This window comes from Nannocystis pusilla (assembly GCF_020073745.1).
Taxonomy (GTDB): domain Bacteria; phylum Myxococcota_A; class Polyangia; order Nannocystales; family Nannocystaceae; genus Nannocystis; species Nannocystis radixulma.
Window position 1 is genome coordinate 121,137 of the sequence record NZ_JAIRAU010000057.1, and the last position, 24,468, is coordinate 145,604.

Annotated in this window: 23 protein-coding genes; 13 read left to right on the plus strand and 10 right to left on the minus strand. The window is 71.2% G+C overall.

The window, feature by feature from the left end:
• Nucleotides 1-107: 107 nt before the first annotated feature.
• Nucleotides 108-440 (plus strand): hypothetical protein, encoded by a 333-nt coding sequence (locus tag K7C98_RS40150; RefSeq protein ID WP_224197230.1) that lies wholly within the window; start codon nucleotides 108-110, stop codon nucleotides 438-440.
• Between the two features lie 144 nt (nucleotides 441-584).
• Here K7C98_RS40150 and K7C98_RS40155 read toward each other — a convergent pair whose 3' ends face one another.
• On the minus strand, nucleotides 585-1,379 hold the full coding sequence (locus K7C98_RS40155; protein ID WP_224197231.1) for a hypothetical protein: 795 nt from the start codon (nucleotides 1,377-1,379) through the stop codon (nucleotides 585-587).
• 68 nt (nucleotides 1,380-1,447) lie between these two features.
• Here K7C98_RS40155 and fsa point away from each other — a divergent pair, with 68 nt between their 5' ends.
• Nucleotides 1,448-2,107: a fructose-6-phosphate aldolase gene (fsa, locus tag K7C98_RS40160; RefSeq protein ID WP_224197232.1), complete on the plus strand. Its 660-nt coding sequence runs from the start codon at nucleotides 1,448-1,450 to the stop codon at nucleotides 2,105-2,107.
• Between the two features lie 32 nt (nucleotides 2,108-2,139).
• A complete protein-coding gene (gene trmB / locus K7C98_RS40165) occupies nucleotides 2,140-2,799 on the plus strand; it encodes a tRNA (guanine(46)-N(7))-methyltransferase TrmB (RefSeq protein WP_224197233.1) in 660 nt (219 codons plus the stop codon).
• Between the two features lie 37 nt (nucleotides 2,800-2,836).
• Here the strand turns inward: trmB and K7C98_RS40170 are convergent, their stop codons facing one another.
• Nucleotides 2,837-3,340, minus strand: a complete 504-nt coding sequence (locus tag K7C98_RS40170) for a hypothetical protein (protein ID WP_224197234.1) — start codon at nucleotides 3,338-3,340, stop codon at nucleotides 2,837-2,839.
• A gap of 209 nt (nucleotides 3,341-3,549) precedes the next feature.
• Here K7C98_RS40170 and K7C98_RS40175 point away from each other — a divergent pair, with 209 nt between their 5' ends.
• Nucleotides 3,550-4,158 carry a hypothetical protein gene (locus K7C98_RS40175; RefSeq protein WP_224197235.1) on the plus strand — a complete coding sequence of 203 codons (609 nt, stop codon included), beginning with the start codon at nucleotides 3,550-3,552 and terminating at the stop codon, nucleotides 4,156-4,158.
• A 59-nt stretch (nucleotides 4,159-4,217) separates the two neighbouring features.
• Here K7C98_RS40175 and K7C98_RS40180 read toward each other — a convergent pair whose 3' ends face one another.
• From K7C98_RS40180 to K7C98_RS40195, 4 genes are read right to left on the minus strand one after another with little or no spacing between them, the layout of a single operon-like run.
• On the minus strand, nucleotides 4,218-4,601 hold the full coding sequence (locus tag K7C98_RS40180) for a helix-turn-helix domain-containing protein (protein WP_224197236.1): 384 nt from the start codon (nucleotides 4,599-4,601) through the stop codon (nucleotides 4,218-4,220).
• 10 nt (nucleotides 4,602-4,611) lie between these two features.
• A complete protein-coding gene (gene uvrB, locus K7C98_RS40185; protein WP_224197237.1) occupies nucleotides 4,612-6,753 on the minus strand; it encodes an excinuclease ABC subunit UvrB in 2,142 nt (713 codons plus the stop codon).
• Between the two features lie 58 nt (nucleotides 6,754-6,811).
• Entirely contained in the window at nucleotides 6,812-7,807 is a 996-nt protein-coding gene (locus K7C98_RS40190; protein ID WP_224197238.1) for a cytochrome d ubiquinol oxidase subunit II, read from the minus strand.
• A 52-nt stretch (nucleotides 7,808-7,859) separates the two neighbouring features.
• On the minus strand, nucleotides 7,860-9,206 hold the full coding sequence (locus K7C98_RS40195) for a cytochrome ubiquinol oxidase subunit I (protein ID WP_224197239.1): 1,347 nt from the start codon (nucleotides 9,204-9,206) through the stop codon (nucleotides 7,860-7,862).
• Between the two features lie 95 nt (nucleotides 9,207-9,301).
• Here K7C98_RS40195 and K7C98_RS40200 point away from each other — a divergent pair, with 95 nt between their 5' ends.
• Both K7C98_RS40200 and K7C98_RS40205 read left to right on the plus strand, forming a co-directional pair.
• Nucleotides 9,302-10,024 carry a thiamine phosphate synthase gene (locus K7C98_RS40200; RefSeq protein ID WP_224197240.1) on the plus strand — a complete coding sequence of 241 codons (723 nt, stop codon included), beginning with the start codon at nucleotides 9,302-9,304 and terminating at the stop codon, nucleotides 10,022-10,024.
• A 118-nt stretch (nucleotides 10,025-10,142) separates the two neighbouring features.
• Nucleotides 10,143-10,346: a hypothetical protein gene (locus K7C98_RS40205; protein WP_224197241.1), complete on the plus strand. Its 204-nt coding sequence runs from the start codon at nucleotides 10,143-10,145 to the stop codon at nucleotides 10,344-10,346.
• A 141-nt stretch (nucleotides 10,347-10,487) separates the two neighbouring features.
• Here the strand turns inward: K7C98_RS40205 and K7C98_RS40210 are convergent, their stop codons facing one another.
• The gene (locus tag K7C98_RS40210; RefSeq protein ID WP_224197242.1) at nucleotides 10,488-11,687 is read right to left on the minus strand and encodes an acetyl-CoA C-acetyltransferase; all 1,200 of its coding nucleotides are present in this window, start codon (nucleotides 11,685-11,687) and stop codon (nucleotides 10,488-10,490) included.
• A gap of 297 nt (nucleotides 11,688-11,984) precedes the next feature.
• Here K7C98_RS40210 and K7C98_RS40215 point away from each other — a divergent pair, with 297 nt between their 5' ends.
• Nucleotides 11,985-12,569 carry a hypothetical protein gene (locus tag K7C98_RS40215; RefSeq protein WP_224197243.1) on the plus strand — a complete coding sequence of 195 codons (585 nt, stop codon included), beginning with the start codon at nucleotides 11,985-11,987 and terminating at the stop codon, nucleotides 12,567-12,569.
• Between the two features lie 55 nt (nucleotides 12,570-12,624).
• On the opposite strand, the gene K7C98_RS40220 is transcribed toward K7C98_RS40215, so the two are convergent.
• Together K7C98_RS40220 and K7C98_RS40225 are read right to left on the minus strand one after the other, a co-directional pair.
• A complete protein-coding gene (locus K7C98_RS40220; RefSeq protein ID WP_224197244.1) occupies nucleotides 12,625-14,250 on the minus strand; it encodes an alkaline phosphatase family protein in 1,626 nt (541 codons plus the stop codon).
• Nucleotides 14,251-14,414: 164 nt separating this feature from the next.
• Entirely contained in the window at nucleotides 14,415-14,642 is a 228-nt protein-coding gene (locus tag K7C98_RS40225; protein ID WP_224197245.1) for a hypothetical protein, read from the minus strand.
• A gap of 584 nt (nucleotides 14,643-15,226) precedes the next feature.
• On the opposite strand from K7C98_RS40225, the gene K7C98_RS40230 reads away from it, so the two are divergent.
• Genes K7C98_RS40230 through K7C98_RS40245 form a run of 4 tightly spaced genes read left to right on the plus strand, consistent with a single transcriptional unit; the run spans nucleotide 15,227 to nucleotide 20,248 of the window.
• Nucleotides 15,227-17,128 (plus strand): serine/threonine protein kinase, encoded by a 1,902-nt coding sequence (locus K7C98_RS40230; RefSeq protein ID WP_224197246.1) that lies wholly within the window; start codon nucleotides 15,227-15,229, stop codon nucleotides 17,126-17,128.
• Between the two features lie 29 nt (nucleotides 17,129-17,157).
• Nucleotides 17,158-18,204 (plus strand): tetratricopeptide repeat protein, encoded by a 1,047-nt coding sequence (locus K7C98_RS40235; RefSeq protein ID WP_224197247.1) that lies wholly within the window; start codon nucleotides 17,158-17,160, stop codon nucleotides 18,202-18,204.
• A 41-nt stretch (nucleotides 18,205-18,245) separates the two neighbouring features.
• On the plus strand, nucleotides 18,246-19,484 hold the full coding sequence (locus K7C98_RS40240; protein WP_224197248.1) for an aspartate aminotransferase family protein: 1,239 nt from the start codon (nucleotides 18,246-18,248) through the stop codon (nucleotides 19,482-19,484).
• Nucleotides 19,481-20,248 (plus strand): TlpA disulfide reductase family protein, encoded by a 768-nt coding sequence (locus K7C98_RS40245; protein ID WP_224197249.1) that lies wholly within the window; start codon nucleotides 19,481-19,483, stop codon nucleotides 20,246-20,248. The genes K7C98_RS40240 and K7C98_RS40245 overlap by 4 nt, the downstream gene beginning before the upstream one ends.
• A gap of 470 nt (nucleotides 20,249-20,718) precedes the next feature.
• On the opposite strand, the gene K7C98_RS40250 is transcribed toward K7C98_RS40245, so the two are convergent.
• Nucleotides 20,719-21,660: a DUF4388 domain-containing protein gene (locus K7C98_RS40250; protein WP_224197250.1), complete on the minus strand. Its 942-nt coding sequence runs from the start codon at nucleotides 21,658-21,660 to the stop codon at nucleotides 20,719-20,721.
• A 320-nt stretch (nucleotides 21,661-21,980) separates the two neighbouring features.
• On the opposite strand from K7C98_RS40250, the gene K7C98_RS44290 reads away from it, so the two are divergent.
• Complete coding sequence (locus K7C98_RS44290; RefSeq protein WP_263430251.1) at nucleotides 21,981-23,495, plus strand: hypothetical protein; 1,515 nt, start codon at nucleotides 21,981-21,983, stop codon at nucleotides 23,493-23,495.
• Between the two features lie 212 nt (nucleotides 23,496-23,707).
• Complete coding sequence (gene gloB / locus K7C98_RS40260; RefSeq protein ID WP_224197251.1) at nucleotides 23,708-24,451, plus strand: hydroxyacylglutathione hydrolase; 744 nt, start codon at nucleotides 23,708-23,710, stop codon at nucleotides 24,449-24,451.
• The last annotated feature ends 17 nt before the right edge of the window (nucleotides 24,452-24,468 follow it).

Consider the following 24,468-nt stretch of genomic DNA (forward strand, 5'->3'; position numbering starts at 1 on the left):
GTTCACCTTCCTATAATTGAGTAAAAAAGATGTTAATTGGCGTTGACACTACATGCTCTTTATATGTAGCGTTTTGAGCACGTAGCCCCTGAAGGAGGGACCACACGATGCTCACCGACGATACCAACACCAACGCTGCGCCCGAGGAGGGCAAGAAGGCCTCGAAGCGCAAGACCGCCAAGAAGAAGGCCGGCAAGAAGGCCGCCAAGAAGGCGGGCGCGAAGAAGGCCGCCAAGGCCGGCGCCGCCAAGAAGACCGGCAAGAAGGCTGCCAAGAAGGCGGGCAAGAAGGCCGCCAAGAAGGCGGGCAAGAAGGCCGCCAAGAAGACCGGTGCGAAGAAGGCCGCCAAGAAGACCGGTAAGAAGGCCGCCAAGGCCGGTGCGAAGAAGACCGCGAAGAAGGCGGGCAAGAAGGCCAGCAAGCGCGCTTCCGCCGCGTAAGTTGCCTCTCGGGGCAGACCGGCCCCGATTCGCACGAAAATCGCCGCGAACCTGCCCAGGTCGCGGCGATTTTCATTGGTTCGGGGCGCGCTGCACGCCCGATCTGCACGGCCGGAGCGCGAGGGCCGCAGCGCGCTCGCGGCGCTACAAGTCGGCCGCGTCGAGCGAGCGCGCGAAGGCGCGCAGGTTGGCGTGGGCGCGCCCGCCGGCGAAGAGGATCGTCGCGTCCTCGAGCGCGTCGGCGTTGGCGAGCGCGAACACCAGGCTCTCGGCGAGCGCGCCGCGGAGCCGCTCCGTCGCGCCCGCGCTGTCGACGCGCAGCCAGCGGCGCTCGTAGCTCTGCGGGACCGGACGACCGGTGCCCTCGAAGGCGGGCACGAGCGTGTCGATGTTCAGCTTGCGCGCCAGCGCCAGCGTGGTCGCCGGCTCCCACAGACCGTCGAGCTCCCACACCACGCGCAGACCCTCGGCCGCGCGCGCCTCGGCGAACGCGGCCAGGCGCGCCTGGTTGATCGTGCCCGGCGTGAAGCTCGGCGGCGTGCGCAGGATGACCGTGTCGGACCCCATCTCTTTCGCACAGCGCAGACTCACTTCCCACGCGGCCTGCGCCTCGGGGGTGTCCTGCAGATGGCCGAAGCGCCGCGCCTCGCCGGGCAGCGTGCGCGTGCCGGCCTCGCGCAGGCCGTCGCTCTCGCCGTGGCTCACGAGGTGCCACACGTACGGCACCACCACGGCGTTCGGGTGGACGCTGCGCACCTGCTCGGCGAGCGCGCGGGCGGCCGCGGCCCGCGGCGGGTTCAGCAAGGTCGAGCGCAGGACGACGAGCTGGACCGGGTCGACCGCCTCGTCGTCGGCGGCCTCCTCGGCGGGGGCCGGCCGAGACGGGCGCGCGGCGCGGAGAGCGTGCTCGTCCTGGAGAATCACACCGAGGCGGGGCATGGCGGCCGGAGGCTAGTGCGGACGCGCGGCATATACAAGCGCGGCCCGCTGTGTGCTATGGGGCGCCCGTGAAGCTCTTCATCGATACGGCGGACGTGAAGGAGATCCGCGAGGCGGCGGCGATGGGCCTCCTCGACGGCGTGACCACCAACCCGTCCCTCGTGGCGGCGACGGGGCGCGACATGCGGTCGGTGTTGCAGGAGATCTGCAGCATCGTCGACGGCCCGGTCAGCGGCGAGGTGCTGGCGACGACGTACAAGGAGATCATCGACGAGGCCCACGACCTCGCCGCGATCGCGCCGAACATCGTCGTCAAGGTGCCGCTCATCGAGGACGGCCTGCGCGCGGTCAAGACCCTCACCGGCGAGGGCATCAAGACCAACGTGACGCTGTGCTTCTCGCCGATTCAGGCGGTGCTGGCGGCCAAGGCCGGCGCGACGTACATCTCGCCGTTCGTCGGCCGGCTCGACGACGTCGGCCACGAGGGCATGGAGCTCGTGGCCCAGATCGTCGAGGCCTACGCCAACTACGGCTACAGGACCGAGGTCCTGGTCGCGTCGGTGCGCTCGCCGCTCCACGTGCTCGAGACCATCCGGATCGGCGCGCACGTGGCGACCTTGCCGTTCAAGGTCATCCATCAGCTCGTCAAGCACCCGCTGACCGACGTCGGCCTGGCCCGCTTCCTCGCCGACGCCGCCAAGATCCCGGGCGCCAAGCCCAAGAGCTGAGCGCCTGTCCGTCGGGACATGCTGGTGAGGACATGCGGAAGATCCGCCAGCACGTCAACCCGCTGAGCGCCCACTTCATGCGGACGCGCGCGCAGCCGGTCGCGCGCCCGCCGGGGCTCGCGTCCGACTGCCCCGTCGAGGTCGAGCTCGGCTGCGCCGACGCCGAGTTCAGCTTCGCCCGCGCCGCCGCCTGCCCGGGCACGCTGATGGTCGGGCTCGACATCCGCGAGCCCTGCCTCGCCCGCAACCGCGTGCGCGCGGCCGAGGAGGGCCTCGGGAACCTCGCGTTCGGCTACGTCAACCTCAACGTCGACATCGACCGGGTGTTCGCCCCCGGCAGCGTCGACCGCTTCCACCTGCTGTTCCCCGACCCCTGGGTCAAGAAGAGCCACCAGAAGCGCCGCGTCATCGAGCCCGCGCTGGTCGAGACGCTGGTCGCGCAGCTGCGCCCCGGCGGCGAGCTCCACGCCGCCAGCGACGTGTTCGACGTGGCGCTCGAGATCATGGCGACCGTCGAGGACCCCGCGCTGGAGCACCTCGGGCTGGCCAACCTCGGCGGCCCGTGGAGCTTCTGGCGCGGCAACCCGTTCGCCGAGGCCAGCCGCCGCGAGCAGACCACCCTGCGCCGCGGGCAGCGGGTGTGGCGGATGCGCTATGTCCGAAGCGACATGTTCGCTACGACAGGCCCTTGAGGACCTGTCGTAACGGGAATGCTCTCGAGGACATGCCTCAAGAGGCCGGCGCGAGGGTCTCGATCTGCGGCAGCGGGAAGGCGTCGGGCAGCTCGAGGCACTTGCCGACGCGCTGGGCCTCGAGGCGGCCGGCCTCGGGGTCGGCGGCCTTGCCGACCCGCTCGTGGACGGTGTCGACGCACGAGCAGAAGGTGAGCGAGGCCCGGCGGGCGCCGGCGTCGGCGCAGGCCTCGTGGTGGCGCGCGAGGCTCCAGGCGAGGAAGGGGTCGCGGCAGTCGAGCGAGGGGACCTCGATGGCGAGGACGCACTTGCACAGGTCCTCGTCGCGGGGGAGGACCATGGCCTGCGTGCAGAGGGTTTGCATGTACGCGTCCTCGGCCCGCAGCCGCTGGTCGTAGCTGCTGGCGTTGCCCTGGATCATCCCGGCCAGGCCCGGCAGCAGGAACCACGCGACCAGGCCGACGACGGGCAGGCCGACGAGGACGCCGAGGAACAGGTCCCGCGTGCGTGAGCGTGGTGGGTCATCGAGATCGGCGAGCATCGGCATAAGATCCCCCGGGAGCGTGGCGGATTTTGCGCTGCGGCGGCTGTGGAGGTCCCACGATGGTCCGATCTCGCAGGCGCTTGGGGCTTGTGAAGCGCGGACGAACCGTACAATACTCAGGCACAGCGCCGGTGCTAGCCTGTCCGGCCCTCTCCCCAATGACGGCCATGCTCCGCTCCCGATCGTTCGTCGCAACCGCTCTCGCCGTGGCCCTCGTGCCTGTGCCCGGCCTCGCGGCTCCCGCGGCTCCCGCGGCCCCTGCGCCTGCGGCGGCCCCCGCGGCGCCCCCGGATCAGCCCGCCGAGGCCGAGCCCCCGCCCGCCGAGGCCGAGCCGACCGAAGTGCCGACGTCCGACGCACCGCCCGACGAGGTGCCGGTCGAGGAGCCCAAGCCCGAGGAGGCCGCCGCAGCGGAAGAGACCCCGCCCGAGACCCCGGAGACGATCGTCCCGGAGGGTCCCGAGCGGCCGCCCGAGCCCACCCTCGGCAACGGCAAGTTCAAGGCGAAGGGCACCGGCCTGATGATCGCGGGTGGCACCCTGCTCGGCGCCGGCATCGTCGGCGTGATCACGTCGTTCTTCCTCACGCGCTGTCCCGACGGCGAGCTCGAGAACTCGTTCGCCTGCAAGAACCGCCAGCACAACACCTTCGCGGTCCCGGCGTTCGGCGCCGCGGCCCTGCTCGGCGCCGTGCTGCTCATCGTCGGCGGCACCTACCGCGCCCGCTACAAGCGCTGGGAGAACTGGGACCCGACGCGCGCCAGGACCGCCTTCCGCCCGACCGTCACCGCCAACGGCGTCGGCTTCAAGTTCTGATCGGCCCGCAGCGGTCACGAGAGCGCTCGGCGTCACCGGCGAGCGCTCTTTGTTTGTGCTCACGGGCGGTCGCGGCCGATGACGACCCTGGCGAGGTCGAGCAGCAGCTCGAGCTCGTGCGGCTGGGCGCGCTGGGCCACCGAGTTGAGCAGCGAGAGCAGGGTGCTCTCGGGCGAGGCCGCGGGGCCGGGCAGCTCGGGCAGCAGCAGCGCCAGCGGCACGCCCATGCCGTCGGCGATCCGCAGCAGGGTGCGCAGGCCCGGGCTGGTGTAGTGGCCGTTCTCGAGCCGCGAGACCATGTCGGAGGCGATGCCGGCGGCGCGCGCGACCGACTGCTGGGTCAGCCCGCGCTCCTCGCGGATCGCCCGGATCCGCTGGGCGAGCGCCGCCATGTAGCGGCGCTCGTACTGCTCGCGCGCGATGTCGTAGGTCTCTTCGGACATGTCGTGAAGGTCATGCATCGACGAACTCGAGGCGGCGCGCCTCGAGCACGCGGATCCGGTCGCGGACCCGGGCCGCCTCCTCGTAGCGCAGGGCCTTGGCGAGGTCGACCATCTGCGCGCGCAGCTCGCCGATCCGCGCGTCGAGCTCGCCCGGCAGCAGCTCGGCGTCGGTCAGCGGGCCGAGGCCGACCGGCAGCTCGTTGGCGGGCGCCTTGGCCTGCTTGCCGCGGGCCGGCGCCGCCTCGGGCTTGGCGTCGGCCTCGAGCGGGTTGATGGCGGCGTGGGTGCTGCGCGGGACGATCCCGTGCTCCTGGTTGTAGGCGGCCTGGACCTCGCGGCGGCGGGTGGTCTCCTCGATGCACGCGCGCATGCTGTCGGTCATGCGGTCGGCGAACATGAGCACCGTGCCGTGGAGGTTGCGGGCCGCGCGGCCGCAGGTCTGGATCAGGCTCTTGTACTCGCGGAGGAAGCCTTCTTTGTCGGCGTCGAGGATCGCCACGAGGCTGACCTCGGGCAGGTCGAGGCCCTCACGCAGGAGGTTGATGCCGACCAGGACGTCGAACTCGCCGCGCCGCAGGCCGCGGAGGATCTCGACGCGCTCGAGCGTCTCGACGTCGGAGTGGAGGTAGCGGACGCGCAGGCCGAGGTCGCCGTAGTACTCGGTGAGGTCCTCGGCCATGCGCTTGGTCAGCGTGGTCACGAGGACGCGCTCGTTCTTGGCGATGCGGGCGCGGATCTCCGCCAGCAGCTCGTCGACCTGGCCGGCGATCGGGCGCACGTGGATCTCGGGGTCGAGCAGGCCGGTCGGGCGGATGATCTGCTCGACCACCACGCCCTCGGTCTTGCGCAGCTCGTACTCCGCCGGGGTCGCGCTCATGAAGATGACCTGGTGGAGCCGGCTCTCCCACTCGTCGAACTTGAGCGGGCGGTTGTCGAGCGCCGAGGGCAGGCGGAAGCCGTGCTCGACCAGCGTGGTCTTGCGGCTGCGGTCGCCGTTGTACATCGCCCCGACCTGCGGGATGGTCTGGTGCGACTCGTCGACGATGGTGAGGAAGTCGGGCGCGAAGTAGTCGATGAGCGTCGGCGGCGGCTCGCCGACCTTGCGCATGGTGAGGTGGCGCGAGTAGTTCTCGATGCCGGAGCAGAAGCCCATCTCCTCGAGCATCTCGAGATCGAACATGGTGCGCTGCTCGAGCCGCTGTGCCTCGACCAGGCGGATCTTCTCCTTGAGCTCGACGAGGCGGTCGTGCAGCTCGAGCTTGATGCCGTTGATCGCCTTGCGCAGCTGCGAGGCGGGGGTGACGTAGTGGCTGGCGGGGAAGATGGTGACGCGCTGCATGGTGCCGCGCACCGCCCCGCGCAGCGCGTCGACCTCGCGGATCGCCTCGACCTCGTCGCCGAAGAACTCGATGCGGATCGCCTTCTCGTCCTCGTAGGCGGGGAACACCTCGACGACGTCGCCGCGCACGCGGAAGGTGCCGCGGTGGAAGTCGATGTCGTTGCGCTCGTACTGCATCTCGACCAGGCGGCGCAGCAGCTGGTCGCGGTCGAGGCTCTCGCCGACCGACAGGGTGGCGACCATGCCGTAGTAGGCCTCGGCCGCGCCGATGCCGTAGATGCACGAGACGCTGGCGATGATGATGACGTCGCGCCGGCTGAGCAGCGAGTAGGTGGCCGCGTGGCGCAGGCGGTCGATCTGCTCGTTGATCATCGAGTCCTTCTCGATGAAGGTGTCGGTCGACGGCAGGTACGCCTCGGGCTGGTAGTAGTCGTAGTAGGAGACGAAGTACTCGACGGCGTTGTCGGGGAACAGCGCCTTGAACTCGCCGTAGAGCTGGGCCGCGAGGGTCTTGTTGTGGGCGAGGATCAGCGTCGGCCGCTGGACCTGGGCGATGACGTTGGCGATCGTGAAGGTCTTGCCGGAGCCGGTGATGCCGAGCAGGTGCTGGTACTTGTCGCCGCGCTGGACGCCCTCGACGAGCTGCTTGATCGCCGCCGGCTGGCCCCCCGCGGGCTCGAACTGGGTGACGAGGCGGAACGGGCGATCGGCGGCGATCGTCGGCTTGACCGCGCTCGCCAGGTCCCACTCGATGCCGGGCTCGTTGACGGGGACGGATTGACCGCGGGCGCGGTTGCGGGCCTTGGCTGCCATGGCGGCGAAGAGTAGCAGCCGGTCGACCTCGCGCGAGTCCGCGCCCCCCGAACGAAGCTCACGCGGCGCGCCGACGCTTGAACACCACGAACAAGTACGCGAGCGAGGGGAACAGGACGAGGCCGCCGAGTGCGAGGGCGACGAGGAGCGGCGTGAGCACCGAGACCGGCGCGGCCGTACCGGCGATCGTGTAGCCGGGATGGGCGAGGTAGGGGTACTGCGCGACGGCCCAGCCGACCACGATCAGCGTCACCTGCGCCATCGCGCACGCGCGGGCCAGGCGGTCGCGGCGGGTCCACAGGGCGACGATCGCGGCGACGGCGGCCAGGCCGGTGGCGAGGTGCAGCGGGGTGGCCCACGAGCTGGCCGAAAGGTCATGTCGGATCGCGGGCGGGGCGACGAGGAAGGCCAGCAGCGCGGAGGCGCCCACGACCGCCGCCGAGGCGAGCGCGCGGGCGCGGAAGTCGGCGCGCAGCAGGGGGTCGTCGGCCTCGCACACGAGGTAGACGGCGGCGAGGAAGGCGAACAGCGCCAGGGTGAACAGGCCGACGGCGAACGGGTAGGGCGCCAGCCACTGCGACACGAAGTCGGTGGCGACGAAGCCGGTGCGCGGGTCGACCTCGAAGCCGCTGCCGAGCGCGCCGAGGACGATGCCGAGGGTGACCGGCGTGACGAGGCTGGCGAGCGCGAACACGCCGCCCCAGCGCAGCGCGCCGCGCCCGTGGAGCGGGTCGTAGTGGCTGAACACGAAGGCCGAGCCGCGCAGGACGATGCCGACGAGCATGAGCGCGAGCGGGACATGCAGGGCGGTGCAGACGGCCGCGAAGGCGGCGGGGAAGCAGACGAAGAGGAGGACGATCAGGAGGATCAGCCACACGTGGTTGGCCTCCCAGATCGGCTGGATCGAGACGTCGATGAGGCGCCGCTGGGCGTCCTTGCGCGGGCCGCCGGCCAGCAGCTCCCACACGCCGCCGCCGAAGTCGGCGCCGCCGGTCAGGGTGTAGAGGATCAGCGCGACCAGCATCACGCCGGCGATCATCAGGTCGGGCGTCATCGGGCCTCCGAATCACATGTCGCGGAGGACAGGCGCGAGAGGGCGCCGGGAGTCATCGGGCCACCTCCCGGGATGTCTCCGAGGACATGCCCACAGGGACATGCGCCGGGACCTCGGCGGCGAACACGACGCGCCGCAGCAGGACGAGCACGGTGACGCCGAGGACGACGTAGAGCGCGGTGAAGGCGGCGAAGGGGACGACGAGGTGCGGCATGGGGGTGACGGCGTCGGCGGTGCGCAGGACGCCCTGGATGACCCACGGCTGGCGGCCGACCTCGGTGACGGTCCAGCCGGCCTCGATGGCGATGACGCCGAGCGGGGCGCTGACGACGAGCAGGCGCAGGTACCAGTCGGGCAGGGCGCGGCGGCGCGCGGCGAAGGCGGCGCCGAGGCTGGCGACGGCGATCATGACGAGGCCGCAGCCGACCATGATCTGGAACGCGACGTGGACGACCGCGACCGGCGGCCGCTGCTCGCGCGGGAACTCCTTGAGGCCCTTCACCTCGGCGTGCGGGTCGCCGTGGGCGAGGAAGCTGAGGACGTAGGGGACCTCGATCGCGTAGCGGGTCTCCTCGGCCTGTTCGTCGGGCCAGCCGAAGATCCGGAACGGCGCGCCGCGCTCGCTGTCGAAGTGGGCCTCCATCGCGGCGAGCTTGATCGGCTGGTGCTCGGCGACGTGCTTGGCGGCGAGGTCGCCGGTGATCGGCTGCAGCAGCGCGAACACGGCGCCGACGGTGAGGGCGATCCGCAGGGCCGGGCGGTGCAGCTCGCGTCGGCCGCCGCGCAGCAGCATGGCGGCGTGGATGCCCGCGACGGCGAAGCCGACGGCGGCGAAGGCGGCGGAGGTCATGTGCAGCACCTCGCTGAGCGAGGCGGGGTTCCACATGGCGGCGAACGGGTCGACGTCGACGACCTCGCCGCCGGCGCCGAGGGTGTAGCCGGTCGGGGTGTTCATCCACGCGTTGGCGCACAGGACGAACACGGCGCTGGCTGTCCCCGAGGCCAGGACCATGACGCCCGCGAGCAGGTGCGCGAGCGGAGGCACGCGGTCGCGGCCGTAGAGGAAGATGCCGAGGAAGATCGCCTCGAGGAAGAACGCGAAGCCCTCGAGCGAGAACGGCATGCCGATGATCGGGCCGGCGAAGGCCATGAAGTGCGGCCACAACAGCCCGAGCTCGAACGACAGCACCGTGCCGGACACGGCGCCGACGGCGAACATGATCGCGGTGCCCTTGGACCAGCGCTCGGCGAGCTCGCGGTAGACCGCGTCGCCGCGGCGCTGGTGCAGCCGCTCGGCGATCACCATGAGCAGCGGCATCGCCATGCCGACGACGGCGAAGAGGATGTGGAAGGCCAGCGACATCGCCATCTGGGCGCGCGCGGCGAAGAGGTCGGTCATGGTGCCTCACGACAAGAGTACGGCCGCGCGGGCGACCGGTGAGGCCGGACGTCGCGGGCTTGTGCGGCGCGAGCGGGAGGTGCTAAGCCGGCGAGATGCGGGCGCGACTTCCGGTGTGGCGAGGTCTGTACGCGATCCTCGATGTTCCGCACGCGGGCGGGCTCGACCCCGTGACGGCGGCGCGCGGGCTGGTCGGGGTCACGGAGATCGGCCCGGAGGGGTCCCCCACGATCGTGCAGCTCCGGGCCAAGCGGGCCGATCCGGGTGAGCGCGTCCGGCTGGTCCGTGAGCTGGCGCCGGTGGTGCGGGCGGCGGGCGGGCTGCTGATCGTCGACGACGACGTCGAGGCGGCGATGGGCGCCGACGGGGTCCACTTGGGTCAAGAGGACATGGCGCAGCGGACAGGTGACCGGGACTGGTCGGCGCTGCTGGCCGAGCTGCGGGCCGCGGCGCCGCGGGGCTTCTTGATCGGGCTGTCGACCCACAACCGTGTTCAGGTCGAGCGCGCGGCGGCGCTTCACGTCGACTACATCGGCTTCGGGCCGATCCGTCGCACGGCCTCGAAAGCCGCGCAGGAGCCCGCCGTGGGCTTCGACGGGCTGCGGGAGGCATGCGAGATCTCCCCACATCCCGTGGTCGCGATCGGCGGCCTCGGAGCCGACGACGCGCTCCCCTGCGCGCGGGCGGGGGCGGCCGGCGCGGCGATGATCGGCGCGCTCGTGGGCGTCACCGAGGAGGAGGTCCGCGAGCGTGCTGCGAGGCTTGCGGCCGTCTTCAGGCACGCGATCGACGCGGTGGGTCAGCCGCCGAGCCGGTGAGGGGGCCGCCGCGGCCGCACGCAGGCGTCAGGCGCGGCGGTCCTGCCGCGAACTTGCGGCGGCGGCGGATCGGGGGCATCACAGAAGAGTGCAGCTGGCGGGCGATACGGGTCGGTCGGTGCGTCGCGTGGCGGCGACGGTCGAGCCTGGTCGCGAGGTGGTCGACGTGCTGGTGGCGCGTCGCCAGGTCCGCACCGGCCCGCTACGGACGCGTCCGCTCGACGACGTCGAGGACCGCTCCGGGCTCGAGACGCGGCTGCCGCTGCTGATCTTGCTCGGCCTCGGGGTCCTCGTCGGCGTCCAGGTCTACCTGGCGGCCTGAGGGATTTCCCGTCTGCCTGGTGCGTGGGTCGCACCTACATGGCCGGCGAACGGTGGTTCGCCTGAGTGCGCGAAAGGCCCTGTCCGATCGGACAGGGCCTTTCGTTTATGCCCCCGTAGACATGTCCCCAGGGACATGCGCTCAGGAGCGCTCGAGCACGAGGGCGATGCCCTGGCCGCCGCCGATGCAGGCGGCGCCGATGGCGTGGCGACCGGAGCGGCGGCCGAGCTCGTGGACGAGGTGGGCGGTGATGCGGGCGCCCGAGGCGCCGAGCGGGTGGCCGAGGGCGATGGCGCCGCCGTCGACGTTGGTCTTGTCGCGGTCGAGGCCGAGCTCCTTCTCGCAGGCGAGGTACTGGGCGGCGAAGGCCTCGTTGATCTCGAACAGGTCGACGTCGGCCTGGGCGAGGCCGGCGCGGGCGAGGGCGCCGCGGATGGCGGGGACGGGGCCGATGCCCATGATCGTCGGCTCGACGCCGGCGACGTGCCACTGGACGATGCGCGCGAGCGAGGTGAGGTTGTGGCGCTTGACGGCCTCCTCGCTGGCGAGCACGAGCGCGGCGCCGCCGTCGCAGATGCCCGAGGCGTTGCCGGCGGTGACGACGCCGTCCTTCTTGAAGGAGGCCGGGAGCTTGGCCATCGTGTCGAGGTTGGCGTCGCGGCGCGGGTGCTCGTCGACGGCGAACTGCGTCGCGCCCTTCTTCGACTTGATCTCGACCGGCGCGAGCTCGGCGGTGAAGCGGCCGGCGTCCTGCGCGGCGGCCCAGGTCTGCTGGCTGCGCAGGCCGTAGGCGTCGCAGTCCTGGCGGCTGATGCCGTACTTCTCGGCCAGGTTCTCGGCGGTCATCGCCATCGAGCAGCCGGCGTACGGGTCGGTCAGCGAGGTCCACAGGCTGTCCTCGAGCTTGAGGTCGACGCCGAGGCGCGCGCCCCACCGCAGGCCGCGGCCGACGTGCGGCGCCTGGCTCATGCTCTCGGAGCCGCCGACGAGCGCGATCTCGGCGTCACCGACGAGGATGTCGTGCGCGCCGCTGACGATCGCCTGGAAGCCCGAGCCGCACAGACGGTTGACCGTGAGCGCCGGGACCGGGATCGGGACGCCGCTCTTGAGGCCGACGTGGCGCGCGAGGTAGATCGCGTCGGCCGAGGTCTGGGCGACGTTGCCGAACACCACGGTGTCGACGACCTCGGGGCTGACGCCGCCGGCCTGCAGCGCGGCCTTGGCGGCGACCACGGCGAGGTCGGTCGCGGTGAAGTCCTTCAGCGCGCCGCCGAAGGTGCCGAAGGGCGTGCGCTTGGCCGCGACGATGTGAATGGCGCGAGAGAGTGGCTTCTTGGTCATACGTGGGCTCGTTGCTTCGAGTATGCGGGAGGGGTGCAGGCCGCGAAAGGTTGAGCATCCTCACGGTTTGCGCTTCAATGCCGGAGGTTGTCGCTCACGCTCGTCATCGCGGCCTCGATGCTCGTCGCCTCGCCCGCGCCGGAGTCCGATCCGGCGCCGGCACCTGCGCTCGGCAGCGTGACGGTCGCTCCGCCGAAGTCGACGCTACAGCGACTTGAGGTTCCGCAAACACCGGCGAACGAGACGCAGCCGCGGCGATCGGCACGCGACGCGCTGCGGCGGTACCTCACTCGACCGGTGGCGCGCTCGGTCCGCTACCTCGATCACGGCGTGCTCGCGGTCGGCGTCGGCCTCGGTCTGCCGGAGATTTATCGCCTCGAGCTGCAGCTGGGCCTGCTCGACCACGTGACCATCGGCGCGACGGCACACTGGCTTCCGGGACAGGTGAGGCCGGGCTGGTCGCCGAAGGCGGCGGTGGCGTTCTACCGCGGCCGCCTGCTCGAGGTCGGGGCGTTCTATCAACAGGTGCTGTACCCGCCGACGCGCGACGACGGCGACCCGATGACGATCGAGTTCCAGCGGCGGGCGCACTACCTGATGGCGAGCGTGAGCCTGTCGCAGGCGTGGCTCACCGGCGGCTTCGACATCGGCTGGGCCCGCGGCCGCGAGGCGCTGACGCTGCTCACCCCCGAGGACCTCGACGCCGGCGCGGCGTTCACCGTGCGCGACCGGTTCGCCGGCGGGCTACACCTGCGCTTCGGGACACGTCGCGTCGGCGTGACGATGCAGGCGTGGTTCCCGTACACCGCGGCCGAGCTGGTGCTGGACATCCGCTTCGGCGCGTTCGAGATGCGCCGGCGCGGCGGCTGGCGCGAGCTTTGATTGTGTCCGAAGGGGCATGTAAGATGTCCCGAGAGGCATGCGGAGAGCCGCCTGTCTAGGGGCGGAGGCGGGCGACGCCGAGGCGCTCCGCGTGCTTGAGCAGGCGGATCGTGGCGGCCATGGTCTTGGCGCGGAACTCCTCGTCGAGGGTCACGCCGAGGCGCTCGAACAGCTCGTGCTGGCTGGTGGAGCGGCCGACGCGGGCGGTGATCCGGTCGATCGAGACGTCGACCAGCGGGATCGGCGGGGCCGGCTGCGGGTCGCTCAGGTACGCGGGGTTGATGCACGACGAGACGTCGTTGGCGGTCGCCATGCGCTCGTTGAGCGGGGCGAGGCCGAACCGGCGCATGAGCGTGGCGCCGATCGAGCAGTGCTCGAACTGGGTGCTGACGGTGCAGCCGCGGCGGACGTGCGGGCCGATGACGAGCGAGGGCACGCGGAAGCCCATCTGCCTGAACTCCGCCTCGTCGTCGACGGTCTGGGGCGGCGGGACGTGGTCGTAGAAGCCGCCGTGCTCGTCGTACGTGATGATGAACAGGGTCTTGCCCCACCCGGGGCCCTCGGCCAGGGCCTTGTAGATCGAGCCGATCAAGATCTGGCCGAGCTGGATGTCGTGGTCGGGGTGGTCGTCGTTGGAGGTGAAGCCGGGGTCGATGACGGTGAAGTTGGGCAGCAGGCCGGCGGCCGCGTCGGCGAAGAAGCGGTCGAGGTTGTTGGGGTTCGTCAGCGCGTCGAGGCTGAAGCCGCCGACGCCGTCGGCCAGCTTGCCCCACACCGTCGGGATCAGCGGGAAGGCGCCCGCGACCCACGGGACGTCGGTGAAGTAGATCCGGCTGGTGATGCCGGCGTCGTTGCAGGCGTGCCACAGCGTGTCGATGAACGGCGAGGGGAAGTTGGTCTTGCCGCCGTCGGAGCTGCAGGCGTGCACGTAGTAGCGGTTCGGCCAGGTCGGGCCCATGACCGAACAGAACCAGCGGTCGCACAGGGCGAAGTTGTCGGCGAGCCCGTACAGCACCGGGATCTGCTCGCGCACGTGGTAGCCCATGACCTGCTCGGCGAAGCCCGGGTTCTTCTTCTCGTTCTCGAACACGAACCCGTTGTTCTCGCCGAGGTTGAACTGGGTGTGGCACTCGTCCCACTCGTGCGGCGGGTCGGCCGGCTGGAACTCGTCCAGCTTGAAGACGCTGACGTCGCCGAGGCCGACGCTCGGGTTCCACTCGTCGCCGTCGAGCCCGTCGACCGTCCTGCCCTCGAGGAACTTGAGCGCCCCGAAGTAGTGGTCGAACGAGCGGTTCTCCATCACCAGCACGACGACGTGCTCGATGCCCGCGAGCAGCTCCTCCGGTGTGAGATCGCTGGCGGCGCACTCGTCGACCGGCGACTCCGTGGTGGTGCTCTCGGCCTCCGAGGTCGAGCTGTCGTCGCCCGTGGTGCTCGTCGTGCCAGTGGCGCCTTCGCTGCCGCCCGAGGTCGTCGGCACGTCGGTCGTGCTCGAGCTCGTGGTGGTCGAAGCGTCGCCGGTGGTCGGGTCCGTGCCCGTGGTCGGGCTGTCGGTGGTCTGCGTCTGCCCGCCGTCGTCACTGCAGCCGAGAGCGGTGGAGCCCACGAGGGCGCCGATCGCCTGCAGCGCGCGTCGGCGGGAGAACCGCGTACGGGCCGCCCGCAGATACTTCTTCGTCATGCGCCGGCGAGACTACCGCCTCAGTTCGCCGGCCGACAGACCTGCGCGCGGGCCGGCGGAGATGCGCGAAGGTGTCGCGATCGCAGGGGAGGCGAGGGCGGCGCCGCGCGAAGGGGTCGTCGCGCGTGCTCGAGCAAGGAGCGACAGGAAGGGACCGCGCGGAGCTAGAAAGTGAAGTGTTGCGAGACGATGTCCTCGTTCTCGATCAACTTGGCCGTCGGGCGGGGCTTGACGACGGTGGGTACCGGCACGCCGGCCGCATCCAACTTTTCTGCAATAATTTCTTCGAGATAGCCGCTCACGCTGAGGCCGGTGGACTCGCAATAGTCCTTGAGCCGCTGATAGGTGATGCCCTTGACCGAGATGCTCCTGCGGGTCTGTCGCTTCGCCATGCTGTCCTCCCTTCGCCTGGTGGCTCCTGCTCTCCAGCCTCTACGTCAAGCGCTCTCCGCACGCAAGGGCCATTCCACACTGCCCTAGGATGCGCGATGGGCGCAGCCTGGTAGAGACCGCTGCTGCGAGATTCAAGTGTGCGAGATTGCTAGCAAAACTGTGTCTCCGTGAGGCCCGATCTCGATGGTGGATCAGTCGAGGGCGGACATGGTGGATCACAGATATTTTCTGGCTTCGGAGAGATCTCGGAGATCTCCTCAGCTATTTTAACCTAGCCGTGGGCTCACAAGCAAGGGCAACTTCGGTGGGTGCCCGCGGCCGGGAGCCCGGCACGGTGAACTGGAATACAGAAAAATCGCCGTCGTGAACAGGTGCGAAATCTGACCTTCCTCCGATGAGGAGGATCCGCTTCGTCAGTTCACACCGCGAGGAGCATGACGTGCACGAGCTTCGTGGTCGCACTATCGCCGGCGAACGTCGAGGTTCCAAGGGTTGCGTGGAATGCGGGCTTCGTCGGACTCGCCGTTCACTGCATCTGCGGTGAGCGAGGGCTGGGGACCGCGCACGTGATCACACCCGGGGATTGACGTATCGTGCCACCATCGCCCTGTTCGGGGGTGTTCGCACCGTGCCCGAGTCGGTCCGCACCATGGAGCTCGAACCCGAGACGAAAGTGTTGCCGCGCGGCAACGCCGACGTCGCGCCCTCGCCTCCCGGCGAGGGGAGCGGTTCGCTGCACGCGCTGCAGCGGATCGGCCGTTACGAGGTCGTGCAGCGACTTGGCCACGGGGGCATGGCGACGGTGTACCTGGGACGCGCCACGGGCAGCGCAGGTTTCGAGCGCGTGGTCGCCATCAAGGTGATTCATCAGCACCTCGCCGCCGAGCCCGAGTTCGTCGGGATGTTCCTCGACGAGGCCAAGATCGCGGCGCGGATCCACAGCCCGCACGTCGCCGGCATCCTCGACCTCGGCGAGGACTCCGGCTTCTACTTCATGGTCCTCGAGTACATCGACGGCGAGACGCTGTCGGCGCTGCTGCGCCAGCTGCGTCCCACCGACGACCGGCTGCCGCTGGCCGTGGCCCTGCAGATCCTCGCCGACGCGTGCGAGGGCCTGGTCGCGGTCCACGGCCTGCGCGACCCCGACGGCCGGCCCTACGGTCTCGTCCATCGCGACATGTCGCCGCAGAACCTGATCGTCAACTTCGACGGCTGGACCAAGATCGTCGACTTCGGCCTCGTCAAGGCGACCGGCCTCCGCAACAGCAATCACACCGGCCACCTCCGCGGCAAGCTGGCCTACATGGCGCCGGAGCAGGCGCGCGGCAAGCCGCTGTCGGCCGGCACCGACCTGTTCGCGCTCGGCGTGATCTTCTGGGAGATGCTGACCGGCCGGCGCCTGTTCGCCGGCGACAGCGACGCCGAGACGCTCGAGAGCGTGATGCGCTGCGAGGTGCCGCCCCTGCGGGAGCTGCGACCCGACCTGCCGCCGGGGGTCGAGGCGCTGCTGCGGCGGGCGCTGGCGCCGACGCCCGAGGAGCGCTACCCGAGCGCCGAGGCGATGCTGGCCGACATCCGCGCCCTGCTGCGCGAGAGCGGCGACACCAGCGAGCCGCGGCGCGCGCTGGGGGCGATCATGCGGCACCACTTCTCCGAGCAGGCGAAGTACCGCATGGCGGCGATCCGCGGGGCCTCGCGCGGCGACGGGCGCGCGCGGCCGCTGCACATCGGCTCGGCGCCGCTGCCGGCCGCCGAGATGCCGGCGCTCGCGGCCCGCGACGAGCAGACCCAGACCCGCGTGCTGGCCGATCCGCGCGTGCTGTCGCCTGTCCCCGACGACATGTCCTCGCCGACAGATCGGCTGGCGGTCGTGCGGCGCCGGCCGTGGGCGCTGTGGTTGTCGCTGCCGCTGGTCGGCGCCGGCGTGGCGGCGGTGCTGCTGCTGTTCGTGCTGCCGGGGGCGACGACGCCCGCCGGCGAGCCGCCGGCGACGACGGTGCCGACGCCACCGCCGCAAGCGCAACCACAACCACAGCCGACGCGGCCGGCGACGGTGGTGTGGAACTTCGAGACCGATCCGGTCGGGGCGACGGTCACGGTCCATCAAGGTCCCGCGGAGATGCTGGCCGCGCTCGCGCCCCAGCTCGAGGGTCAGGTGACGCCGCTGCGCGTGGTGGTGCCGTACGACGATCAGGCGCGGCTGCAGGTGACGGTGACGCACGCCGGCTACAAGCCGAGCAAGCGCAACCTGATCCCGATGAACAACGAGAACATCATCGTCCTGCTGCAACCCGAGGCGCCGAAGCCGGCGACCCCGCCGCCGACGATCAACACGATCACGAGCCAGCCGAAGAAGAAGCCGCCGAAGACCCCGAGCACGAGCGAGCCGGCCGCGCCGGCCGAGGGCAAGGACGACAAGGGCGAGGAGAGCGAGCTCAAGGACGAGCCCGTCTTCAACCCGGTCGTGGCCAAGGGTGGCGGATGAGGCGAGCCGGCCGGCGAGGGCGCGGAGCCGTGGCCCTGCTCTGCGCCGCCGACCTCGCGTTGATGCCCGCGGCCGTGCAGGCCCAGGCGCCGCGCGAGGCCGCGATGGAGCCCCCCGCGGCGACAGAGGCGCCCGAGCCACCGCCGGAGGTCGCGACGCCGCCGTCGTCGGAGGCGCCGCAGGCCGTGCCCGATCAGGCGGCCGCGCTGGTGCACTTTCGCGAGGGCAAGCAGCACTACAACGAGCGCCGCTACGCCGAGGCGGCTGAGGCGTTCTCACGCTCGCTCGAGGCGGCGTGGTCGATCAACGCCGCCTACAACAAGGCGCTGTCGCTCGACCGCGCCAGCGACCTGGTGGGAGCGCTGGAGGCCTATCGCGACTACCTGGGGCGCGCCGAGACCCAGGACCAACACCGGGCCACCGCGCTCGAGCGCAGCGAACAGCTGCGCGAGCGGCTCGGCGAGGTGCTGCTGCAGGTCGACAGCCCCGAGGCGATCAAGGAGATCCGCATCAACGGCGAGGTGGTCGACAAGGCCGCCTTCCCGCGGCTCACGCTGCCCGGTTCGCTCGAGGTCGAGTTCGTCGGCGAGGCTCCCGGTCAGCGCAAGAACGTGCGCGCCGACGTGCGCGCCGGCGGGACGGTGACGATCGTGTTCCCGGGCTTCGTGCGCCCCGAGGTGCGGCCCGCGGGGCCGCCCAAGGCGCCCGGAACCGCGGTGGCGCCCGGCGAGTCGCGGCTCAAGGGCCTGCGCGCGGGGTTCTGGACCACGACGTCGCTGGCGCTCGCCGGCGGGGCGACGGTGGCGATCCTCGGGTCGCGCGTGCTCGTGGCCCGCGACCGCGCGCGGGCCGGTTGCGAGGGCGTCGTCTGCGAGGAGGGCGAAAAGGAGGGGCTGTACCGCACGTTCTGGTCGCTCCAGAAGGCGACCAACGTGGCGATCGCCGTGTCGGCGGCCGTCGGGGTCGCAGCCCTCGCGCTCGGCATCGTGCTGCGCCGCGAGCGGGCGCGCCGTCCTCCGGTCTCGACGCGCGCCGGCCTGCGCTGGCTCGGCTCCGCCGTCGAGCTCACGTTCTAGGACGCTTGCACCGGCGCGTCCGGGCTGCCATAGCTCACCCCATGCAAGAGCTTCGGTGGCCGACCTACGCGCTCCGCGACCTCGTCCTCGACGCGGCGGTGCCCGACGAGCGCGGCTCGCTGCGCGTGCGTGACAGCGCAGGGCGGGTGTACCTCGACGCGGTGAACGGCGTCGGCTGTGCGCCGCTCGGGCACGCGCACCCGCGGTGGGTCGCGGCCTTGACCGCGCAGATGCAGCGCCTGAGCGCCGCCGCCAACTCGTTCAGCACCGAGCCGCAGCGGCAGTTCGCGGCGGCGATCGTCGCGCGCATGCCGGTGGTCGACGCGCGGGCGTTCATCGCCACCACCGGCACCGAGACCACCGAGGCGGCGATCAAGCTCGCGCTGCGGGCGACCGGTCGCAACACGATCGTCGCGTTCGAGCGGGCCTTCCACGGGCGCTCGCTCGGCGCGCTCGCGTGCACCGCCAACACCGCGTACCGCCACCCTTACGTGCGCTGCCTCGGCGAGACCGAGCCCGCGGCGCCGTTCGCCACCGCGCGGGTGTTGCGGCTGCCGTTCGGCGACCTCGCCGCGCTGCGTGAGGCCTTCGCCGAGCGCGGCGCGGACATCGCCGCCGTGTTCATCGAGCCGGTGCAGGGCGAGGCGGGCGTCTACCCGGCCACGCGCGAGTTCCTGGTCGGCCTCCATCGCCTGTGCCGCGAGCACGGGGCGCTGGTCGGCGCCGACGAGGTCCAGAGCGGCTTCGGTCGCACCGGTTCGTGGTCGGCCTGGGCGCACATCGTCGGCGACGACAAGTCGCTCGCGCCGGACCTGATGTGGATCGCCAAGGCGCTCGGCGGCGGGTTCCCGATCGGCGTCTGCCTCGCGCGCGGCGACCTCGCGCAGGCGATGGGCAAGGGCACCCACGGCACCACCTTCGGCGGCAACCCGCTCGCGTGCGCCGCCGGCCTCGCCAGCATCGACATCCTCGAGCGAGAGGGCTTGCTCGCCGCCGCCGCCGCGCAGCTGCCGACGCTGCAGGCGATCGCGCGCGAGGAGCCGTGCGCGCGGGTCCACGAGATCCGCGGCCACGGGGCGATGATCGGCGTGCAGGTCGGGCGCCCCGGCGAGCAGATCGCCGCCGCCGTCGGCGACCGCATGATGCGCGACCACGGCATCCTCGTCACCGTCTGCGGCGGGCACACGATCCGCCTGCTCCTGCCGTACCGCGCCGGCCCGGACGAGCTGCGCGAGGTGTGGCGCGCGATCTCCCGCTCGCTGGAGTCCGAAGCAACATGACCTTCAAGCAATGTCCTAAACTACATGTCCTGATCACCATCTCGCTGCTGGCGCCCGCATGCAAGCGTGATGCGAGCGAGGCGCCCGAGTCGACGGCGGCACCGGAGCCGGAAGCGCCGCCGGTCGAGGCGCCCGCGACCGACGCGGGCGCGTCGACCGAGGCCGCGACGGAGACGCCCGAGAGCACGCCGCCCGGCGACGTGGTGGCGGCCGCCGAGCCCACGCCGAGCAGCGAGCCGGCCGCGCCGGGCAGTGACCCCAAGGCCGCGAGCGTGGCTGCCCTGCCGGCGCCGCTGCACGCCAAGGTCGACGACTCGTGCGGGCGCGACGCGGGCGTGGGCACCAACGCGCTGCCGTTCGCGCTCAAGACGGCCGACGGCAAGGACATCAGCATGGCGAGCCTGCGCGGCAAGGTCGTGCTGCTCAACTTCTGGGGCACGTGGTGTAAGCCCTGCCTCAAGGAGCTGCCCGAGTTCGACCGGCTGATCCGTCACTACAAGAAGCAGGGCGCGGTGCTCGTCGCCGTCGCCACCGACACCGAGCCGGAGAAGGTGCTGGAGTTCGCCAAGGAGCGGAAGATCTCCGCCAAGCTCGTCCTCGGCGGCGAGGAGCTTGCCAAGAAGTACGACAGCCCCAACTTCCCGTTCTCGTTCGTGGTCGACGACAAGGGCACGATCCGCGGCTCGTATCGCAGCTACAAGCCGGAGTGCATCGGCAAGATCGAGCAAGACATCCGCACGAGCCTCGAGCAGAAGAAGCGCTGACGCGGCCCTCGCCCACGCCAGGCGAGATCGTGGCATCGCCGAGTTGCTTCAACGAGTCGACCGGCGTGGGCTCGTCGCGCTGCCGGTTTGCTTCAACGAGTCACTTGCCGGGCATGAGCGGCTGTCGACAGTGACTCGTGCGCAGCATCGCCAGAGAGATGTCGTCGTGCCGCCGATTTGCTTCAACGAGTCGATCGGCGCGAGGAGAAGCGCGGGGCTCGCCACGATCGTCGCGGGAGGGCGAGGGGCGGCGCAGTGGGACGCAGGCGGGACGGAGCCCACTTTACCGCGCGCAGGTGCATAGTCCTGCGCACGCGTGATGCTCGCGACATCGCAGTCGACCGTCATCGCAGCGACGGCGCCGAGCACGTAAAGTGGGAGGGAGCCCGCCGTCGCGAGGGCCCCACTGCGCCGCCCCTCGACCTCCCTCTCGAGTTCTCCGCGCCCCGCGCCCGCTCTCGCCGCCAACTCTACGAGTACTCGACGACTCGCTTCTTGCGCAGCTCGACGATGAGGCGCGTGAGTGCGAGGTCGTCCTGCGGGTAGGAGTCGAGGATGAACGACCAGGTCTTGCCCTCGGCGAGGTCTTGCACGACGTCGAGCTGCTCGGGCGGCAGCGTGTGCCAGCGGACGGGCGACGGCGTGACCAGCGACACCTCGGCGCCGTAGGTCGGCACGGGTGTCTTTTCGGCCAGGTGCAAGATCTCGTCCTGCTGGCGGGCCGACTCCATCAGGATGTGTTCGATCGCGCTGCGGATCTCCTGGGCCGGAGCCTGCTCGGGGGCGGCGTTCTCGAGCGCGAACGTCCCGCGCTTCCACGCCAGCATGCGCATCAGCGCCTTCTCGGGCAGCAGCGCCGCGGCGCTCTTGTCGATCGTGGCCGAGAACGCGTAGCCGTCGCGGAGGTACACGCGGCCGGTCTGCACGGTGTCGAGGTTGCGGACGTTGAGGGTCCCGGTCTTGCGGCTGGCGGCGAGCCACTGGAGCACGTCGACCAGCGGGATCTCCTCGATGCTCCCGGTCATCGAGCGGTTGGAGAAGTCGACCGTCGCCGGGGCGCGGTGCTTCTTCTCGCCCGCGCGTGGGGCGGCGCCGACCTGGCTCGGCTTGGCGACGACCACGCTCATGAGGCTGCCGCCAATGGCGATGCGGTCGCCGGCGCGGAGGCAGTGGCGTTGGACGGCGTTTCCATTGACGAGCACGCCGTTGCGCGAGCCGAGATCGCGGACCCACACGCGCTGGCGTTCGGCGAAGAAGCGGGCGTGTTTGCGGCTCACGGCGTCGTCGGCGAGCACGAGGTCCGATTCGCTGCTACGGCCGACGATGTAGTGGTCCTTGTCGGCATCGAGGGGAAACTCTTCGCCCTTGTACTTGCCCGTCAGGAACTTGAGGACGTGAATTTCCGCACTCATGAGCGCACCTGCGAGCATAGGTTTGGAGCCACACCCACGTCAACGCTGCCGCGGTGGCGGATGAGGGGGAGTCGGAGCGAGAACGGGGGTAGACAACCCGTGACGTGGCCCACGCATGTCCTGACTTCGCGCCTCGCGGCGGAGAAGGCGCGCCTTCGTGGCCCCGTCAGCCAATAAAAGCTAGGCTTTGGCGTCGAGGTTCTCAACCCTTCACGGGTGGAGTCGAGCTCATGAAGAAGCGTCCCTGGATCGGTCCCGTGAGCGCACTGGCGCTCGTGCTTTCGTTTGCTGGCGGTTGCGCGCGGGGTACCGGGGCGGGAGTGGTCCACCCCGACGAGATCCCGCGGACCGTGGCCGCTTCGCCGGCGGCCTACGAGACCGTGTACGTGCAGAGCCAGGCGTATGCCACGCCGACCGGAGCGCCGCAGGCCAGCGGCTATGCGATCCCGGGCGAGGCGCCGGTCGACCCGGCGACGCAGACCGAGGCCAACATCGAGAACCCGCCGGGCCTGGTCGGCACCGAGACGCTGAGCGACGGGCAGCAGGTCAAGGTCGTGACGTACGTGCACACGTACCCCGAGGCGATCGAGACCTACCCGCGGGTGTGGTGGTCCGATCGTTGGTACTACAACATCAACGGCAACTTCGTCTATTACAGCCCCTTCTACAACAACTGGGTCTACTACTGGGGCCCGCCGAGCCCCCTGGTCTACGCGTGGAATTACTACTACCCGTGGGTCCCGTACTCGTACGGCTGGGGCTTCTACGGCAACGGCTGGTACTGGGGCGGCGTGGGCCACTGGGGCTACCACGCTTGGGGCATGCCGCCGTCGTATTACTACAACTACTACCCGCAGGACCCCGGTTCGGTGCGGCACACGACGCCGAGCCAGGGCGGGCCGACGGGCAGTACGCGGCACACGATGAACGCGTCGCAGGGCGGGCCGACGGGTTCGGGCGGGATCGGCAACAAGCTCAGTCACGCGGGGGGCAACAACGGCGGCCTGGCTCCGGGGTCGAGTCGGCCGACCAACCTGACCGCGGCGCCGCAAGGCGGCATGAGTAGCGGCGTCAGCGGCGGGCGCGGGCTCGCGGCGTCCGACAATCGAGGCGGTGGTCTCGGCCCGGGTGGAGCAGCCGCGTCGTCCAACCTGGCGGCGCCGAGCACCCGACCCAGCCAGCTGCCCAAAGGGCCAGGTTCGTGGACGGCCGGCGGCACGCGTACGGTCACCGGCGCGAGTGCGAGCTACCCGAGCATGCCGATGTCCGGCGCAGCGCGACCGGGCGGCGGTGAGAGCGGCGGGGGGCGCGGCTACCAGGCTCCGGGGTCGAGCACGCTCTCGGCCGGCGCCGCCAAGAGCTCGGGCGGCATGAACGCGACCTATCGCCCCACCTACGCGCCTCCGGGCTCGAGCGGCGGTGACCGCGGAACGATGGCGGCCGGTGCGGCCCGGCCTAGCACGGGCGGCGGCTTCGCCTCGTCGCAGGCGACCTACGTGCCCGCGACCTCGGGCTCCCGCGGCGGCCCGCGCAGCGCGACCAGCTCGTTCGGCGAGAGCGGGGGCTTCAGCGGCTCGCGCGGCACCGGCTCGACCTTCAGCGGCGGCGGCTTCAGCGGCGGAGGCAGCCGCGGCGGCTTCAGCAGCGGGGGCGGCTTCGGCGGCGGCGGAGGCTTCGGCGGCGGAGGCAGCCGCGGCAGCTTCAGCAGCGGAGGCGGCGGCGGAGGCGGAGGCTTCGGCGGCGGAGGCGGTGGGGGCTTCAGCGGAGGCGGCGGAGGCGGCGGCGGTCGTGGCGGCGGCGGTGGCTTCGGCGGCGGCGGCGGTCGCAGTCGCTGAACGACGACGGCAGTGAGCGACGCTCGCTGCCGTCGCACAAGTCAGCACCTGGCTCGAGTCAGTTTCCAGGCGCCGATGCACGGCTCGTCGACCGAGCCGAACCGTGACGCCGTCTCGGGTCTCCCGACCCCGGCCGCACTCCTTGCCAAAGTAACATGTCCCTGGGGACAGGCAGGCTTGAGCCGCGAAGATGGCTCCGCTAAGACGTCCGCGTGCTGACGATCGAGCCGGTCCCCTGTCTGCGTGACAACTATGCGTACCTCCTGCGCGACGCGCAGAGCGGGGAGATCTGGCTGGTCGATCCGTCGGAGGCCGAGCCGCTGGCGCGGGCGATCGCGGCGAGCGGCGGACGGCTGCGGGCGATCCTCGCCACCCACCATCACCACGATCACGTCGGCGGCATCGACGAGCTCGTGCGCGGGCACGGCGACGTGTGGGTCGCCGGGCACGCCAGTGATCGCGGACGGATCCCCGAGCAGAGCGTGTTCGTCGACGCGGCCACCGACGAGTGGCAGGACACCGGCCGCGAGCTCGTCGGGCGCAAGCTGCTCGGGCTGCACATCCCGGGGCACACGCGCGGCGCGATCGCCTGGCGGCTCGTCGGCAGCGGCGGCGAGCCCGACGACGTGTTCACGGGTGACACCCTGTTCGCCGCCGGCTGTGGTCGCCTGTTCGAAGGGACACCCGCGCAGATGCACGCCAGCCTGCAGCAGCTCGCCGCGCTCCCGCCGGCCACGCGCTTGTGGTTCGGGCACGAGTACACGGCGGCCAACCTGCGGTTCGCCGCCGTGGTCGAGCCCGACAACCGGGCGATCGCCGAGCGCGCGGCGCGGCTGTCCGGCCGCACCACGCCGACGACGGTGGCGGACGAGCGGGCGACCAACCCGTTCGTCCGCGCCGGCTCGGTCGAGGAGCTGGCGGCGCGTCGGCGGGCCAAGGACGAGTACCGCGGCTGAGCCGCCGCGCTCGCGCT